The sequence below is a fragment of the Cytobacillus sp. MT66 genome, assembly GCF_058792595.1.
In genome coordinates this window covers 50,359-65,549 of record NZ_JBXAFB010000018.1, presented here as the reverse complement: position 1 = coordinate 65,549, position 15,191 = coordinate 50,359, and the positions used below count along the sequence as shown (strand labels likewise).

Below are 15,191 nucleotides of genomic sequence, written 5' to 3'. Positions count from 1 at the left end.
TTCTCCATTTGGAATAAAAGGTAATGTAAAATAATTACAAATATTCAAATTAATAACAGCTGTGCAACGCTAGTGGGACTGACCCCCGATGCGTTAATTAGGTAAAGTCTTTGAATTTTTCTTGTACTAAGGGCATGGAGGAGGGGACGGATATGGTTTCCATTTCCGGGTATTTTAGTGCTGTGAGCTTGTTGCCAAAGACGGCCCCTGTATCGATATTGTAGGTGTTATTGATGATTCTTGGCTCTTTTACCGGTGTATGACCGTAGACAATGGAAGCTTTTCCTCTGTAATGCTTTGCCCAATCGCGTCTGACGGGAGAACCGTCAGGATGTTTTTCTCCTGTTATATCTCCATAAAGGACAAATGTTTTCACTTTGGATGAGTTTTTCCCAATGTATTCTTCAGAAATCCCTGCATGGGCAATGACAAGTTTTCCTGCGTCTAAGACTAGGTAGAGCGGGGCAGATTCGTACAGCTCTTTAAACTTGCTGGCTATAATCTGCTGTTCCTTTTTCGAAAGTTTTTCATATTCTGCTACGGTTGTCTCCAGGCCGTGTGAGATCTGGACCCTATTTCCAAGAAAAAACCTGTACAGTTTATTGCAGTGATTACCCGGCACGTAGTAGGCAAGATCATTTTTGATCAGCTTAGAGACGATTTCAATCACCATTAATGACTTTGGCCCGCGATCCGTTAGATCCCCAACAAATGCAAGCTTTCGTCCTTCTTTATGTAACGGCACTCCTTTTGTTTCCCATTCATATCCCAGCTTTTGAGTAAGCTCCTTAAACTCCTGAAAACAGCCGTGTATATCTCCAATGATATCTAATCTCATATTTAACTCCTTTTTACCGTTATCCTATCTGATTTTTGTATACTTTATCCCTGCTAGAGAATCCGTTTGCTAATGATATTATCTGGGTAAAGAGGGAAAAGTATCAAAAAGGCTGTTAAAAAAATGCTCCTGTTAAAAGTATTTATCATTTATGTAAATCATGCGACAAAAAAGTGAAGATTTGTTAGTATAGTGTGGTGCTTGATGTTTGAGGCATATATTTTAATTTCAAAGAGACTAAAATAGAGCTGAGAATCCAGCAAAAACGCTGCATAATTTTTCTTGAAAGGAGGAGAATTGTTTGGAAAACACTTTAGAGGAAACATCAGCTAGCCATATTGATGCCGATTTATTAATCGATTCTTTAAAAAATGAAGATATAGAAAGATTTCGTGATGAATTCCTGAAACTGCATCCTTATGATCAGGCTTCATTTTTTAAGGAATTAGATGAGGGGAATAGAAAAATGGTCTATTACTTCCTTTCTCCGGAGGAAATGGCCACTCTTTTCGAAAGCCTGGAAATGGATGATGACCTTTACAAGCTAGTACTGGCGGAAATGAATCCTAATTTTGCAGCTGATATGATATCAAGAATGTATGTCGATGACGCTGTCGATTTATTAAACACCCTTGATAAAAATCAGGTAGTCAGCTATTTGACAATCATGGATCAACAAGCGGCAAAAGAAATAAAGGACCTGCTTCATTACGAAGAGTATACAGCTGGAAGTATCATGACTACGGATTTTGTCTCCATTTCGGCTAACCAGACTGTCCGTTCAGCCATGTATATTTTAAAAAGTCAAGCGCCGACTGCAGAGACGATTTACTATATCTATGTTCTTGATGAGGACAAAAGGCTGATTGGGGTTGTTTCCTTAAGGGACCTAATTGTCAGTGATGACGATACGATGATTTCGGAAATCACCAATGACCGGATTGTTTCTGTACCTGTAGGAGAAGACCAGGAAGAAGTGGCCCGAAAAATTAAAGACTATAATTTTCTTGCCCTTCCCGTTGTCGATTTTCAAAATCATTTGCTTGGGATTATCACAGTTGATGACGTCATGGATGTCATGGATGAAGAAGCATCTGATGACTATTCAAAGCTTGCAGGGATCTCAGATTTAGATTCTGTTGACCGCAGTCCTTTTTCCGCGGCAAAAAAGCGGCTGCCATGGCTGATCATCTTATTATTCTTAGGAATGCTGACAGCTAGTCTTATAGGACGCTTTGAAGATACCTTAAACAAAGTGGCCATTTTGGCCGTTTTTATTCCCTTAATTGCCGGTATGGCCGGAAATACGGGAACACAAGCGCTGGCTGTTGCTGTCAGGGGGATTGCCACAGGGGATCTGGAAAAGGAAAGCAAGCCGAAGCTTATTTTACGTGAGGCTGGCACAGGATTAATAACAGGCTCTATTTGCGGGGTCCTTGTTTCAATCATTGTATATATTTGGCAGGGTAATCTCTACCTCGGCATCCTTGTCGGATTTTCCATCCTTTTTACATTGATTGTTGCGACGCTTGCCGGAGCATTAATTCCGCTGATTATGCACAAATTTAAAATAGACCCAGCTGTGGCTTCAGGTCCATTTATCACAACGATAAATGATCTAATCAGTATCTTAATTTATTTTGGCATGGCCACCGTGTTTATGGCCTATTTAATCTAAAAAGCTTTATTTAAATAGTTCTTTTTAAAGGAGGGATTGGATGGAGGAACATGGTGTTTCAGTTGCTTCACTAGTCATTGTTATCATGGTTGCGTTTTTGACGCCAATCTTATTGCATAGATTTAAATTAAATTTCATTCCTGTTGTTGTAGCGGAAATTTTGATGGGTCTAATAATCGGGAAAAGCGGCTTTGATCTCGTTCATCCAGATATGTGGCTGGAGACTCTTTCTACATTAGGCTTTATCTTTTTAATGTTTTTAAGCGGCTTGGAAATTGATTTTACCGCTTTTTCAGGCAATAAGAAACGCGAAAAATTGCCCAATGGCAAATTAGAACCGAATTCATTTTTAATTTCAACCATCATTTTCATAGGGATTTTTCTTCTATCATTAGGTTTATCTTACTTATTCGTTTTAGCTGGATTTATTGATAATGTCTTTCTCATGACATTAATAATTTCAACTATCTCGTTAGGTGTTGTTGTGCCTACCTTAAAGGAAGCTCATCTAATGAAAACAGGCATCGGCCAGATTATATTGCTGATCGCTGTTATTGCCGATCTGGCCACGATGATTCTGCTTGCTGTCTTTGTCTCCATGTATGATGGGGGACAGGGAAGTGTCTGGCTGCTGTTAGTCTTATTTGGAGCGGGAGTATTGCTGTACTTCCTGGGCCGGCTATTTAAAGGGCGCAATTTTATTGAGGCTATGTCGACAGGAACTGTTCAAATTGGCACAAGAGCTGTTTTTACTCTTATTATCTTCCTTGTTGCTCTATCGGAAACAGTAGGAGCGGAAAATATTCTTGGTGCATTTCTAGCCGGGGTTCTCGTGTCGCTGCTTGCGCCGAACCAAGATTTAGTCCATAAACTTGATTCCTTTGGCTACGGGTTTTTAATACCGATTTTTTTCGTCATGGTTGGTGTAGATTTAAATATTTGGTCATTGTTAAGCGATAAAAAATTGCTGATGCTCATTCCGCTATTGCTGATTGCTTTGCTGATATCAAAGCTGCTGCCTGTTTATCTGCTGAAACGATGGTATGACATGAAGACTGTGATGGCATCTGGATTTTTATTAACATCAACGCTGTCTCTGGTTATCGCCTCAGCCACCATTGGAGAAAGAATTGGCGTGATTACTTCTGAAATGGGAGGGACGCTTATTCTTGTTGCAGTTATTACAAGTATTTTTACGCCGATTGTTTTTAAAAAGCTTTTCCCGAAAGAGACGGGCAAAGAAAGAAAACTCAAGGTTGCTTTTATTGGTGCAAACCAGCTGACACTGCCTGTTTCTAGAGAACTTGAATCACATTTGTATGAACCGGTGCTATATCATAAGAAGCATGAGAAATCTGATAAAAATATTTCCGATTCTTTATTTGAAATAGTTGAAATTGAAGATTTTTCTCTGGAATCACTTCAGCAAACTGAAAGCTTTGAAGCAGATATTGTCATTATTACAACTGGTGATGAGGAATTGAATGCAACCCTTGCCATTGCCTATAAAGAAGCGAACATTGATCGCGTGATCTGCCGCCTTGAAAGCCCAGACTTGCAGGAAAGCATGAAGGAACACGATATTGAAGTGTTCTCTGTACTGCTTTCTCAGAAAACACTGCTTCTTGCATTGATTGAGTCACCAAGTGTTGTTGACATTTTAACGAATCAGGAGACAACTCTTTATGAAATTATCCTGAAAAACAACGAATTTGAAGGTATGACGCTAAGGGAGTTTCCATTTACCGGAGATGTTATCTTTGTAAGGATTATCAGAGGACATGATTCCCTTGTTCCACATGGAGAGACAGAACTTCAGCTGAATGACCGCTTGATTGTCACTGGATCTAAAGAATATGTGGATGAATTAAAAAGAGAGCTTGAATTCTGTGATTGGTGCTAAAAGAATGGAGCCTAACCTGTACGAAAGTGCAGTTTGGCTCTTTTCTTTTCTTTTAATATTGTTTATAGTAGAATTAGCACTAGGTACTAATAACTTGTAATAAATTATCCGGGAGGAAAATAATAATGCTTTCTTTAAATGGAAAAACATATGTAGTAATGGGCGTGGCAAATAAAAGAAGTATCGCTTGGGGAATTGCCCGTTCTTTGCATCAGGCAGGCGCAAGTCTAATTTTCACCTATGCAGGAGAGCGTCTGGAAAAGAGCGTGCGCGAATTAGTTGAAACACTAGATGGCGAAGGGGCAAAATCTCCTGTTCTTCCATGTGACGTAACAAGCGATGAAGATGTTGCAAGATGCTTCGCGCAAATTAAAGAACATGCTGGTACGATTCATGGAGTAGCACACTGTATAGCATTTGCTAATAAGGAAGAGCTGCAGGGTGATTATTTGAACGTAACTAGAGACGGATTTTTGCTTGCTCATAATATAAGCGCTTATTCTTTAACAGCTGTTGCTAAAGAAGCTAAGGACTTAATGACAGAAGGCGGCAGCATTGTAACAATGACATATCTAGGCGGAGAGCGCGCAATTAAGAATTACAATGTGATGGGTGTGGCCAAGGCTTCTCTCGATGCAAGTGTGAGATATTTAGCCAATGACCTTGGCAAACATGGCATTCGCGTGAATTCTATTTCAGCTGGACCAATCCGCACACTTTCAGCCAAGGGAATTAGTGAATTCAATACCATACTTAAAGAAATTGAAGAGCGTGCACCGCTGCGCAGAACAACTACTCCAGAAGAAGTCGGTGACACGGCTGTCTTCCTATTCAGTGATATGTCCCGCGGGATCACAGGTGAAAACATCCATTGTGATTCTGGATTTCATATTGTCTAATAAGAAAATGAAGAGAAACCTGCTTCCAATACGGAATGCAGGTTTCTTTTTGTATGTAAGGCCATTCATTTTTCATGTCTTTTGTAAACGAATGCCTATATTTTGCATACATATAGGGTGAAGCCATATGTACGCGGAGGTGAAGGTCATGCTTAAAAAGAAAGCTAAGGAGCCGCTCCTTTATATCCAGCAGCCTAGTATCCAATTTCCAGAAGCAAAAATGCAAGAGCTATATTCTAGTCCAAGAAAAGTGAAAGAGAACCAGCAGCCTGATTTAGAAGAAAAGTTGAAAAATAACGATAAGGATCAGGCGGAAAAAGAAAACAAGAATGAAGAAGCGGCTATTGAGCAAGGGACAGAGGTGAAGAATGAAAACACAATGGAAGCATTGACAGATGTACAAGAATCCATTCAAGCATATGAAGAACAAAGAGCAGAAGCTGATTCTGGCTCTGCATTTACGCCAATTAAACGCCAAGCTGGGGTTCAGTCCTTTAATAGAGTAAAAAGGTTCAGGGAAATGAATACTCTTGAACGTTTAGACTATTTAGAGAATTTCCCGAAGCAGCTTCCGCCAGTTCCTTGTGTGTTTGAATTGGAGGAAACATCGTTTAGGGGGATTCTTATTGGCAGAACAGAAGAAATGATTGAAATTAAACAATTAAACGGAAAAATACAAAGCATTCCAATGGCTGAGTTAAAAGGTGTAAAAATGACTGGGTTAAGGGGATAGAATGAAAAGAAAATAGCCAGCCGATTTTCGACTGGCTTCTTTCTTATTAATTAGTCACAAACATCTAGGTTAACGTCTGCAATACACTGTACAGCACAGAAGCAGCTTAGGTCAACTGTGATGCAATCGTTTGTACTGCGGAAAAAGTCAACGTTGCAAACAGCATTTAAGTCAATCATACCATCTTTTACAAGGTTGACAGGCTTAACTTTTTGCATCATCATCTGGTTTTGGTTTTGCTGGTTTTCTTTATCCTTGCCTTCCATTTCGATTGGCTCTAGGACGCGAAGAACTGCACAGCAGTTGTCAAATACTTCCTCTACACGGAAGAAGATAGATACACATGATTGATTCTTTTTGTCCTTTCCTGGCTGCTGCATATTACCATTGCTAGTCATAAAAGCATGGAATGGCTTGCCGTCCGCAGATTTTAGAACGATAACGCGAGTATCTGGAGCACCATTTCTTCTTCTATTTGTTGGTGAAATGGCACCTAGCGGCTCTAAAAAGCAGTTAGATGGGCATTCGCAAGTTTCTTCAGCATTATCTTGAATGTCTTTTATCGCACGGACAACTTCACATACGCAATTCTCGTGTTTGAAGTGGTCTTTTTTTCCACAACCCATTTTGATTTCCTCCTTATTTAATCTTGTGATACTACACTAATAACATATTGCTGAAGTGCCTTTTGGGTTACGGACAAACGCCTTGTTTTGCATAAAAATAGGCTGATTTTTTCTAATTGGAGGAATGAATATGGAATTTTCCTTATTTGAGCTTGCTGTTCTGGCATTAGCAAGCTTTCGTCTCACAAGGTTACTCGTCTATGATAAAATTACAGAATTTATTAGAAGGCCGTTTTTTGATGAAGTGAAGGAATTGGATAGTGATGGAGAATCGGAAATATACTTAATTCCCAAAAATGGGGTGCTTGGAAAAACATTTGGTGAGCTCCTTAGCTGCTATTGGTGTACAGGTATGTGGAGCTCGCTGTTTTTATATTTATTATATTTCTTTTATCCGGCATTTGGGATTTCCATTATCTTTGTTTTAGCCATTGCCGGGCTCGCAGCGATTATTGAAACCATTCTTCAGAGATTTATTAATGAATAAAAAATAATAGGCTGATGATTAAGCAAGTAAACCGCTCGTCACATACATTATATGAAGAAATGTTCAAGAAGGGAGGCCAGAATAATGAATAAGTACTCCCAGCAAATGAAATCACAGGCCAATCAGACGACAAAAAAGAAAAAAGGTTGCGGGTGCGGTAAAAAGAAAAAAAAGACCCAATCAACTTATAATCAATCTTTTAGCCGATAATTTCGGCTATTTTTTTTTGGAGAAATACACTATTGACGATCGTTAAGCCAATACTTGGCAAAGGGTATTCATTCATAAATTTACTTTTTTTCGAAGACAATATACATATGTTGGAGCAGTGAGGAAAGATGATCTTTTTTATAGGAAGTGATTAGTTTGAGGTTTGTCCGATTTTCAGCGATATTAATTTGCACGGGATTATTATTCGGCTGCGGTACAAAAGGCGATGACACTAAGAAAAGTGAGCTCGCGTTGATAAAAACGACGAATCCGAGCCCCTCCGTACTCGATCATAGAACGGAAAAGAATGTTGATATGGCTGAAGGCATTAAAGAGGAAATCCAAAACTATAAGGAAATTTACGATGCAGCCATCATTAAAGGGGATAAGGATATCCTAGTTGCCTATAAGGTTAAGCATATGTATCGCTTTCAAATGAAGAAAATCGAAAAAGATCTGAAAAAAAAGCTGGAGAAGAAATATCCGGACGAAAAATTTACAATATCCAGCGATTATAAAATTTTTCTCGAAGCTGTACGGCTGCAAGAAAAAATGAAAAACCCTGATTTTTCCCGGAAAGAGGCAAATAAAAAGCTTCAAGATATCATTAAACTTCAACAAGAAATGACATAGAAAGGAGATAAAGGATGTCCAGTAAACAGAAAAAGAAAACGCCTGAACAGCAGAAATATGATATCCTGCAGAAGAAACATGAGACCAAGCGGCCAGTGCTGAAAAATTGCCTGCGAGCCTTTTTAGTTGGCGGAATTATTTGCACCATTGGGCAAGCCATTACTTATTTCTATATTTACTTTTTTAATTTTACTGAACAGACAGCGGGCAATCCAACTGTGGCCACAATGGTGTTTCTTGCCATGCTGCTGACTGGCTTTGGTGTATATGATCATATTGGACAATATGGGGGAGCAGGGAGTGCTGTTCCTGTTACAGGGTTTAGCAATGCTGTTGTGTCCGCGGCCATTGAACACCGTACAGAGGGTCTTGTACTTGGTGTTGGAGGAAACATATTTAAGCTGGCGGGGTCGGTTATTGTGTTTGGAGTCTTTGCGGCCTTTGTTGTGGCATTGATAAAAACCATTCTTATTAATTGGGGGGTTTTGTAATGCTGATGGGAAAACAATCATGGGTATTTCAAAACAAACCTGTTATTGCAGCAACTGGAGTAACAGGGGGCCCTTTTGAGGCAAATGGGAAATTAGCAGCGGACTTTGACATTTTGCATGATGATCTATGGATCGATGAGGATTCATATGAAAAGGCACACCGTGTCCTTATTGAGGAAGCCTGTGAAACCGTCTTGAAAAAAGCAAATCTGCAAGAAGAGGATATTCATTTTTTTATTGCGGGTGATTTAATCAATCAAATTACCCCAACAAGTTTTAGTGCACGAACGAATCAAATCCCTTATTTTGGGATTTTTGGTGCTTGTTCCACGTCTATGGAAGGTCTTGCTCTGGCTTCGTTCATGATTGATCATGGCGGAGCAAAAAATATAATTACGGGTTCTGGCAGTCATAATGCCGCAGCTGAAAGGCAATTCAGATATCCAACGGAATATGGAGGGCAAAAACCGCCAACCGCACAATGGACTGTTACAGGAGCTGGATTTGCTCTTGTGAAAGAAAATGATGGCACAGATGAAAATTGCCCTGTTACAGTATCAGCTACTATCGGTAAGGTTGTTGATATGGGGCTGACTGATCCTTTTAACATGGGAGGGGCAATGGCTCCCGCTGCAACGGATACGATTCTTGCTCATTTTAAGGATTTAAATGTGGATGCTTCCTACTATGATCTAATTGTAACAGGTGATTTGGGTGAAATCGGACGGAATACTTCTTATGAATTATTAACCAATGCCGGTGTAAAAATGGATAAGGAAAAGTATCAGGATTGCGGACTCTTGATTTATAAAGAGGATCAGCCGGTTAACTCCGGTGCAAGCGGTTCAGGCTGTTCGGCAGCTGTCCTATACGGCCATTTGCTCAACCAAATGAAAAAAGGGAAATATAAGAGGATTCTTGTTGTAGCGACAGGCGCCCTTCTTTCCCCAATGTCATTTCAACAGGGCGAATCCATTCCCTGCATAGCTCATGCGGTTTCTATTGAAATGCCATAAATGAGGGTGATGGATAATCCCTTATTCTGTTATGCAGGATTCGGGAGTCAGGAACAGGCACACTAAGGAGGTGATCGGCATGCTGCCTATGTTTTTTTGGGCATTTATCGTTGGAGGAATTATTTGTGTGATTGGTCAATTGCTGTTTGATGTTGGAAAGCTAACTCCCGGACATACGCTTAGTCTGATGGTTGTCATTGGGGCAGTCCTTGATGGATTCGGCCTTTATGAACCATTAATTGATTTTGCAGGAGCAGGAGCAACGATTCCGATAACGAGCTTCGGAAACTCTCTTGTTCACGGTGCCCTTAATGAGGCTGAAAGGCATGGGATTGTTGGGGTTCTGACAGGGATGTTTGAGGTGACTAGCTCTGGGATCTCTGCTGCCATTATATTTGGCTTCCTAGGAGCACTGGTATTCAAGCCCAAGGGATAATCAGTTAAGATTTTAAGTAAGCGAATGTCTAAAAATCGTTTCTATAGGGACTTGCCTATACAAGCTGTACCTCTTTTACATAAGTTAGAAGTGTAATGTAAAAGAGAGGTGATAGGCATGGGTTACGGTTTCGGCGGCTACGGATATGGATATGGCGGCGGATATACTAACAGCTTTACAATAATCGTCGTATTATTTATTTTATTAATTATTGTTGGTGCCAGCTGGAGATAAGAGAAAACAAGGCAATGCCAATGGGCATTGCCTATTTGTTTTATCACCTTTTTCGCCCACGTTCATACAATATTAAAGAATTTATGAAGGGGCGTGTAACTAGAATGGATAATCAATTCTTTAAAAACATTGAAAAGAAAACTGGCGTAAATATGAAGGATGTTTTGGATTTGGCCAACTCCTTGCAGAACGCAAACTTCAAGGACGAAAAGACAGTCAGAGGGGTCATCCGCAGAGTATCTCAAATAGCCAATAAACCAGTATCAAAATCGATGGAAGACCAAATCGTCAACTCTATCATTAAAGACGGCAAATCCCTAGACTTTGGTACCATCTCCCAAATGCTAAATAAAAAATAAACCAAAGTGGTTAGCCTCCCCGCCGGGGGCCTGACCCCGCCGCTTTAAAGCGTTACTTTGCTGGGGGCCTGACCCCCACCGCTTTAAAGCGGTTATGTGATTGGCTTGAGGAAGCGGGAGGGGTTGGCTTTTTTGCCTCTTCTTGTTTGCGGGACGGATATGTAGAGCTTGTGCATGGCTCTTGTGAGTGCAACGTACATGAGGCGTCTTTCTTCTTCGATTGGTTCCGGATCTCCGCTGCGATCAGATTCGAGAGCATAGTCGTGGGGAAGGTTTCCTTCGACTGCTCCAAGGATGTATACGGTTTTATATTCCAGCCCCTTAACACGGTGTATTGTGCTTAGGGTAATCGCGTTGGTACTATTTTTATAAAGCTGCTTAATCTCTTTATTCATTGCTCTCATATGATCTGTATGCTCAAGAAATGCCTGGATTGAGGCAAAGCCTTTTGCTGCTGTTTTCAAATCCTTTAAATCATCGGAGCCTTTCTCCATTTTATTTCCTTCACTTCCGCGATTTCTGATAAAGTCCTGAAAGCCAAGCTCTTTATCAATCACTTCAATTGCCTGAACTGGAGACAATTTTGTTATCGATCTCACCGCTGAGGGCACCTTTTTTAATTTAGCTTCCTGAAATGAGTACCCCGTTTTTACATACTTCAGACACTCAAGGAGCGTGCAATCTTTTAAAATACTTTCAGCTGTTAAATCCTGCAGAACAGACTGCTTCACAAACAGGGCAGGCAATACATACTTTAAGGCTTCCTTGTCCTCTTCATTAATCGACAGACGCAAAAAGGCAAGGATACTGCGCACAATAAACCGGTCATAAAATGATTCTGTATCCTGCTCAATTTTAAAAGGCAGGCTTGATTTGGCAAGGTGTTCAAACATCGCCCGGCTGCCGGTGTTTGTTCTGTATAAGATGGCAATATCACCTGGCTCGCATCCATCAGAAACTTTTCCTCGTATATCATCAATAATTGCAGCTGCTTCATCCTCCTCATCTTCAGGGAAGAAGAGGGTGGGGATGCCCGAACCGGCAAATTGAGCATTCATTTTCTTTGCGCGGCGATTCTTATTAAGCCTGATAACCTGGTTTGCGGTTGCAACAATTTCGTGGGCTGACCGATAATTTTGCCCAATTGTCACGATTTCGGATCCAGGAAAATCTTTTTCAAAATCCAGCAGGTATTGCGGGCTGCTGCCGCGAAATGCATATATAGATTGATCATCATCGCCAACAGCACAAACATTTTTTGTTTTTGCCGATAATAGCTTCATCAGCTCATATTGGACCTTATTGATATCCTGAAATTCATCAATTAAAAAGTATTGAAAGCGGTTTTGATAAAGTTCAAGAAGGGAAGGTTCATCAAGAAAGAAGCGATAACATCCAGTCAGCATGTCATCAAAATCAAACAAACCTTCTTTTTCCTTCCAATTTTCATAAAGCTGATAAAGATCTGCTGCTTTTTCCTCCCATGCCGATTGCGGCTTGACTTCTTTTGGGGAAATGATTGAGTTTTTCCAATAACTAATCTGATTTAATGCCAAATCATAGGCAAATTCCTTATCATCAAGATTTAGCTCTCTTCCGGACTGTTTAATGATTTGCTCGCGCTGCCAGCTTTTGCTTAGCAGTTTATTAGGGTTCCACCTTTCAGGAGAATGGAACATTAATATTTTATAGAACAAACTGTGGAAGGTTCCAGAAACTATTTTCTGAACCGTTGATTTGGTCATGTTTGGATAGGAGGATAGCCGGCTTTTCATTTCCCCGGCCGCTTTTGCTGTAAAGGTAACAAGCATAATTGTTCGTGGGTCAATCCTCTGCTCACAGATCATAAAGGCTGTACGAGCGGTTAATACCCGTGTTTTTCCGCTTCCGGCTCCAGCAAGTACAAGCAGCGGTCCATTTGTCTTCGTGACAGCTTGTGTCTGATCATCGTCAAGCTTGACGCCTGTATGCGCTAAGAGCTGTATATAGGAAAACGATTGCGGTAAGCCTTTTGCGGGAACAGGAACAAACGGGGGAATATTTTTTACTTGTTCTGCTTTCATTAGAGCATTCTTCATAAAATAAAACCTCATCTTTATTTCAAATAGACAAATTCTATCATAACACGAGAATAGTTTTTTGCGGTCTTGATTTGCCAACAAAAAATATTTTAACGCTAAAAAGGAGTGGCGGTTAAATGGCACTTATAATCCCTTGGCAGATATACCAATATGACCAGTATGCTGAAAGACTTATCATAAGGCCCTATGATCCATATCGCTTTAGACCCGTTACAAAGGTTTCTGCTGCAGTCAATCTTCCGAAAGATAGGCCGCCGGATACAAAAGGAACCTTTTATCATAAATTAACAGACACTCAGCAATCGGAAAAAAGAAAAATAGCTGATCGTATATATAGTGAGCTGACGGGAAAGGGAAGATATATTGACCAAAGAGTATAAAAAAACTCCTGTCGATCAGACAGAAGTTTTTTGTTGTATAGTTTTTTTCATTGTCCGGTGAGGGATTCCCGCATCAAGGAATTCCTCGGAAACGATTTCATATCCCAGGCGAGTATAAAAAGGGATCGCATGTGTTTGGGCATTTAATTTCAAAGAGGCAAACCCATTTTCTTTTGCATACTCTTCTATCTTATTCATGATTTCTTTTCCTGCACCTGATTTGCGATTTTCTTGTAAAACACAAATTCTTTCTACCTTTCCTATGCCGTCAAGCGAACGGAAACGTCCGGCTCCAATTGGCTGGCCATTTTCATATAGAACAAAATGTGCAGATGTATCTTCATACTGATCGATTTCTTCTTCTTCTGGAACATGCTGTTCATGTATAAATACTTCTTTTCGAATAGAAAATGCGTCTTCAAGCTCTTGTTGAGTTGCAGCTAATTTAACTTCCATTAATCTTTTAGTCCTTTCTTAGGCGAAATGTTTCATAAACAGTCCATTGGCCATTTTCTAGCTGGTAGACAAGATGGAAACGGTCAATGATTTCTTCGTGGTTAAAAGTCGTCATCCTTAATGAGCCATATACATCAGAATGCTCATCATCGGAAAGTTTTTGTCCTATAGTGATATGAGGAACGAAGGAATATTCTGGTTTCTCAAAACCAATCTTATTGTTAATTTCCTTTTGAAGATCATCCAGTTCCTGTGAAGGTTCAATTTTGAAATAAATGACATTATTGACTGGCTGAAATGAGCTGAATTTGACAGTTTTCAGCTGAAACGGCACCATTTTGTCTGAAATTTCATTCAAGTTGTTTGTGATTTCTTTAATTTGGTTTTCTTCAGCATCAAAGGAAGGTTTTAATGTTAAGTGTGGAGGTATTAAAGAATAATTTGGATCATACCTCTTTCGATAAGAATTGGCCAAGTCCTGCAATTTTTTCGATGGGAATATGACGACACCTAATTTCATTTGAAAACCTCCATTTTTAATAAATTTATTGGTGGCTGGATGAAATATGAAAAAGCTATTTTTACATTATAACAAATTTTCCAAATATAAGGTATGAATTTGCACTTTTATGTGACCAATAGGTTAAATCATCAGAGGGAAGCAAGATTAAACGGAAAAATGTCCAATCTTGCTTTCTCAGTTTTTTTAAGAAAACATCATCTTTAAGGCACGTTTTAAATCAGGCTGCCAATAGGTCCATGTGTGATCACCATCAAATTCCTCATAGAAATAAGGAAATTGTTTTTCTGTGAAAATAGCTGAAAGTTCACGATTCGGTGTCAAGAAATCCTGTATTTCATTTTTCGTTGTATGAACAGCTGTTTCCCCTTTGCCAATCACATGGTATACATCCAAAAGATGCGGCTGCTGCATATCTTTCACTGTTGCCAATACTTGATCATTTACCATCGGTGATTGCAGAATGATTTTACCAAATGTATTTGGATATTGGAGAGCTGTCATTAAGGATACTGTAGCCCCAAGGGAATCTCCGATCAATGCTCGGCCCATCCCCATTGAATATGTAGGGAATTCTTTGTCAAGGTAAGGCACTAGCTCATGGGCAAGAAAACGAATATAGGCCTGATTCTGGTCTCCATCTGGATGATACTTTTTCCAGCGATCCTTAACATCCTTATAAGGAATTCCAATTATAATGATATTTTCAATTTCCTCATTTTTAAGAAGCTCATCAGCTGTACGGCCAATTCTGCCCAATTGAAAATAATCCTTGCCATCTTGCGCAATAACAACCGTATATTTATAAAGCGGGGAATAATTCGCCGGCAGATAAAGGAGAAGCTGCAGATCTTCACCTAATTCTTTGCTTGGAAATGTTAAATCTTTTATGGTGCCTCTAGATTGTTCCATATATCGATCGATCCTCCATTATATGCAATATTGCAATGGGTCAAACCCTCATTATTATGGTATCTCCCATTAATTGGCGCTGGTATTGATATCGCCGTTACTATTTTAACATAGGATTTTTGTAAATGCTTTTTTCAATGCATGCTCCTTAAATTTACATACGTCTATTATAATATGGATTTATTTTAAATAAATCATGCTGACAATTTATTTTGAATATAGTAGATATAAATCGGCTAACACGGGATGGGATAAATTAACCAATAATTATGAATTTAGCCAATTTAGGGGATTATTGA

At 39.6% G+C, this 15,191-nt stretch carries 19 protein-coding genes; 13 read left to right on the top strand and 6 right to left on the bottom strand.

Annotation, left to right across the window (positions count from 1 at the left end; all coding sequences use genetic code 11):
- Window positions 1-97: 97 nt before the first annotated feature.
- The gene (prpE, locus tag AC1Q59_RS22075) at window positions 98-838 is read right to left on the bottom strand and encodes a bis(5'-nucleosyl)-tetraphosphatase PrpE (protein WP_492368022.1); all 741 of its coding nucleotides are present in this window, start codon (window positions 836-838) and stop codon (window positions 98-100) included.
- Between the two features lie 337 nt (window positions 839-1,175).
- Here prpE and mgtE point away from each other — a divergent pair, with 337 nt between their 5' ends.
- The 4 genes from mgtE to AC1Q59_RS22055 all read left to right on the top strand — a co-directional run bounded on the left by mgtE (window position 1,176) and on the right by AC1Q59_RS22055 (window position 6,051).
- Window positions 1,176-2,516 (top strand): magnesium transporter, encoded by a 1,341-nt coding sequence (gene mgtE / locus AC1Q59_RS22070; RefSeq protein WP_492368026.1) that lies wholly within the window; start codon window positions 1,176-1,178, stop codon window positions 2,514-2,516.
- A gap of 40 nt (window positions 2,517-2,556) precedes the next feature.
- A complete protein-coding gene (locus AC1Q59_RS22065) occupies window positions 2,557-4,419 on the top strand; it encodes a monovalent cation:proton antiporter family protein (protein WP_492368021.1) in 1,863 nt (620 codons plus the stop codon).
- A gap of 122 nt (window positions 4,420-4,541) precedes the next feature.
- Window positions 4,542-5,318 (top strand): enoyl-ACP reductase FabI, encoded by a 777-nt coding sequence (gene fabI / locus AC1Q59_RS22060; RefSeq protein WP_492368025.1) that lies wholly within the window; start codon window positions 4,542-4,544, stop codon window positions 5,316-5,318.
- Window positions 5,319-5,466: 148 nt separating this feature from the next.
- On the top strand, window positions 5,467-6,051 hold the full coding sequence (locus AC1Q59_RS22055; RefSeq protein WP_492368020.1) for a CotO family spore coat protein: 585 nt from the start codon (window positions 5,467-5,469) through the stop codon (window positions 6,049-6,051).
- A gap of 50 nt (window positions 6,052-6,101) precedes the next feature.
- On the opposite strand, the gene AC1Q59_RS22050 is transcribed toward AC1Q59_RS22055, so the two are convergent.
- Window positions 6,102-6,677, bottom strand: a complete 576-nt coding sequence (locus tag AC1Q59_RS22050) for a CotY/CotZ family spore coat protein (protein WP_492368019.1) — start codon at window positions 6,675-6,677, stop codon at window positions 6,102-6,104.
- A 130-nt stretch (window positions 6,678-6,807) separates the two neighbouring features.
- Here AC1Q59_RS22050 and AC1Q59_RS22045 point away from each other — a divergent pair, with 130 nt between their 5' ends.
- The 8 genes from AC1Q59_RS22045 to spoVIF all read left to right on the top strand — a co-directional run bounded on the left by AC1Q59_RS22045 (window position 6,808) and on the right by spoVIF (window position 10,543).
- On the top strand, window positions 6,808-7,164 hold the full coding sequence (locus AC1Q59_RS22045; protein WP_492368018.1) for a DUF1360 domain-containing protein: 357 nt from the start codon (window positions 6,808-6,810) through the stop codon (window positions 7,162-7,164).
- An 84-nt stretch (window positions 7,165-7,248) separates the two neighbouring features.
- On the top strand, window positions 7,249-7,374 hold the full coding sequence (locus AC1Q59_RS22040) for a hypothetical protein (protein WP_492368017.1): 126 nt from the start codon (window positions 7,249-7,251) through the stop codon (window positions 7,372-7,374).
- 147 nt (window positions 7,375-7,521) lie between these two features.
- Window positions 7,522-8,007: a YhcN/YlaJ family sporulation lipoprotein gene (locus AC1Q59_RS22035; protein ID WP_492368016.1), complete on the top strand. Its 486-nt coding sequence runs from the start codon at window positions 7,522-7,524 to the stop codon at window positions 8,005-8,007.
- 14 nt (window positions 8,008-8,021) lie between these two features.
- Window positions 8,022-8,498, top strand: coding sequence for a stage V sporulation protein AC (spoVAC, locus tag AC1Q59_RS22030; RefSeq protein WP_492368015.1), 477 nt, complete (start codon window positions 8,022-8,024; stop codon window positions 8,496-8,498).
- On the top strand, window positions 8,498-9,514 hold the full coding sequence (gene spoVAD, locus AC1Q59_RS22025; RefSeq protein WP_492368014.1) for a stage V sporulation protein AD: 1,017 nt from the start codon (window positions 8,498-8,500) through the stop codon (window positions 9,512-9,514). Before spoVAC ends, spoVAD begins: the two co-directional genes overlap by 1 nt.
- 79 nt (window positions 9,515-9,593) lie before the next feature.
- Complete coding sequence (gene spoVAE, locus AC1Q59_RS22020; protein ID WP_492368013.1) at window positions 9,594-9,950, top strand: stage V sporulation protein AE; 357 nt, start codon at window positions 9,594-9,596, stop codon at window positions 9,948-9,950.
- A gap of 117 nt (window positions 9,951-10,067) precedes the next feature.
- Window positions 10,068-10,184 carry a YjcZ family sporulation protein gene (locus tag AC1Q59_RS22015; RefSeq protein WP_492368012.1) on the top strand — a complete coding sequence of 39 codons (117 nt, stop codon included), beginning with the start codon at window positions 10,068-10,070 and terminating at the stop codon, window positions 10,182-10,184.
- A gap of 104 nt (window positions 10,185-10,288) precedes the next feature.
- On the top strand, window positions 10,289-10,543 hold the full coding sequence (gene spoVIF / locus AC1Q59_RS22010) for a sporulation-specific transcription regulator SpoVIF (protein WP_492368011.1): 255 nt from the start codon (window positions 10,289-10,291) through the stop codon (window positions 10,541-10,543).
- A 92-nt stretch (window positions 10,544-10,635) separates the two neighbouring features.
- On the opposite strand, the gene AC1Q59_RS22005 is transcribed toward spoVIF, so the two are convergent.
- A complete protein-coding gene (locus AC1Q59_RS22005) occupies window positions 10,636-12,621 on the bottom strand; it encodes an ATP-dependent helicase (RefSeq protein WP_492368010.1) in 1,986 nt (661 codons plus the stop codon).
- A 119-nt stretch (window positions 12,622-12,740) separates the two neighbouring features.
- Between AC1Q59_RS22005 and AC1Q59_RS22000 the strand changes: the two genes are divergently transcribed.
- A complete protein-coding gene (locus tag AC1Q59_RS22000; RefSeq protein ID WP_492368009.1) occupies window positions 12,741-13,004 on the top strand; it encodes a hypothetical protein in 264 nt (87 codons plus the stop codon).
- Window positions 13,005-13,019: 15 nt separating this feature from the next.
- On the opposite strand, the gene AC1Q59_RS21995 is transcribed toward AC1Q59_RS22000, so the two are convergent.
- From AC1Q59_RS21995 to AC1Q59_RS21985, 3 genes are all read right to left on the bottom strand, one after another.
- A complete protein-coding gene (locus AC1Q59_RS21995; protein ID WP_492368008.1) occupies window positions 13,020-13,460 on the bottom strand; it encodes a GNAT family N-acetyltransferase in 441 nt (146 codons plus the stop codon).
- Between the two features lie 7 nt (window positions 13,461-13,467).
- The gene (locus AC1Q59_RS21990) at window positions 13,468-13,980 is read right to left on the bottom strand and encodes a YjcG family protein (RefSeq protein WP_492368007.1); all 513 of its coding nucleotides are present in this window, start codon (window positions 13,978-13,980) and stop codon (window positions 13,468-13,470) included.
- A 186-nt stretch (window positions 13,981-14,166) separates the two neighbouring features.
- Entirely contained in the window at window positions 14,167-14,892 is a 726-nt protein-coding gene (locus AC1Q59_RS21985; RefSeq protein ID WP_492368006.1) for an alpha/beta hydrolase, read from the bottom strand.
- Between the last annotated feature and the right edge of the window lie 299 nt (window positions 14,893-15,191).

Bases quoted from the DNA above. Each gene is read 5' to 3' on its own strand.
- prpE (WP_492368022.1), bottom strand. From the start codon at position 838: ATGAGATTAGATATCATTGGAGATATACACGGCTGTTTTCAGGAGTTT.
- AC1Q59_RS21985 (WP_492368006.1), bottom strand. From the start codon at position 14,892: ATGGAACAATCTAGAGGCACCATAAAAGATTTAACATTTCCAAGCAAA.
- AC1Q59_RS22065 (WP_492368021.1), top strand. From the start codon at position 2,557: ATGGAGGAACATGGTGTTTCAGTTGCTTCACTAGTCATTGTTATCATG.
- AC1Q59_RS21990 (WP_492368007.1), bottom strand. From the start codon at position 13,980: ATGAAATTAGGTGTCGTCATATTCCCATCGAAAAAATTGCAGGACTTG.
- AC1Q59_RS22045 (WP_492368018.1), top strand. From the start codon at position 6,808: ATGGAATTTTCCTTATTTGAGCTTGCTGTTCTGGCATTAGCAAGCTTT.
- AC1Q59_RS22005 (WP_492368010.1), bottom strand. From the start codon at position 12,621: ATGAAGAATGCTCTAATGAAAGCAGAACAAGTAAAAAATATTCCCCCG.
- spoVIF (WP_492368011.1), top strand. From the start codon at position 10,289: ATGGATAATCAATTCTTTAAAAACATTGAAAAGAAAACTGGCGTAAAT.
- AC1Q59_RS22000 (WP_492368009.1), top strand. From the start codon at position 12,741: ATGGCACTTATAATCCCTTGGCAGATATACCAATATGACCAGTATGCT.
- spoVAE (WP_492368013.1), top strand. From the start codon at position 9,594: ATGCTGCCTATGTTTTTTTGGGCATTTATCGTTGGAGGAATTATTTGT.
- AC1Q59_RS22055 (WP_492368020.1), top strand. From the start codon at position 5,467: ATGCTTAAAAAGAAAGCTAAGGAGCCGCTCCTTTATATCCAGCAGCCT.
- AC1Q59_RS22050 (WP_492368019.1), bottom strand. From the start codon at position 6,677: ATGGGTTGTGGAAAAAAAGACCACTTCAAACACGAGAATTGCGTATGT.
- spoVAD (WP_492368014.1), top strand. From the start codon at position 8,498: ATGCTGATGGGAAAACAATCATGGGTATTTCAAAACAAACCTGTTATT.
- AC1Q59_RS22040 (WP_492368017.1), top strand. From the start codon at position 7,249: ATGAATAAGTACTCCCAGCAAATGAAATCACAGGCCAATCAGACGACA.
- spoVAC (WP_492368015.1), top strand. From the start codon at position 8,022: ATGTCCAGTAAACAGAAAAAGAAAACGCCTGAACAGCAGAAATATGAT.
- AC1Q59_RS21995 (WP_492368008.1), bottom strand. From the start codon at position 13,460: ATGGAAGTTAAATTAGCTGCAACTCAACAAGAGCTTGAAGACGCATTT.
- AC1Q59_RS22015 (WP_492368012.1), top strand. From the start codon at position 10,068: ATGGGTTACGGTTTCGGCGGCTACGGATATGGATATGGCGGCGGATAT.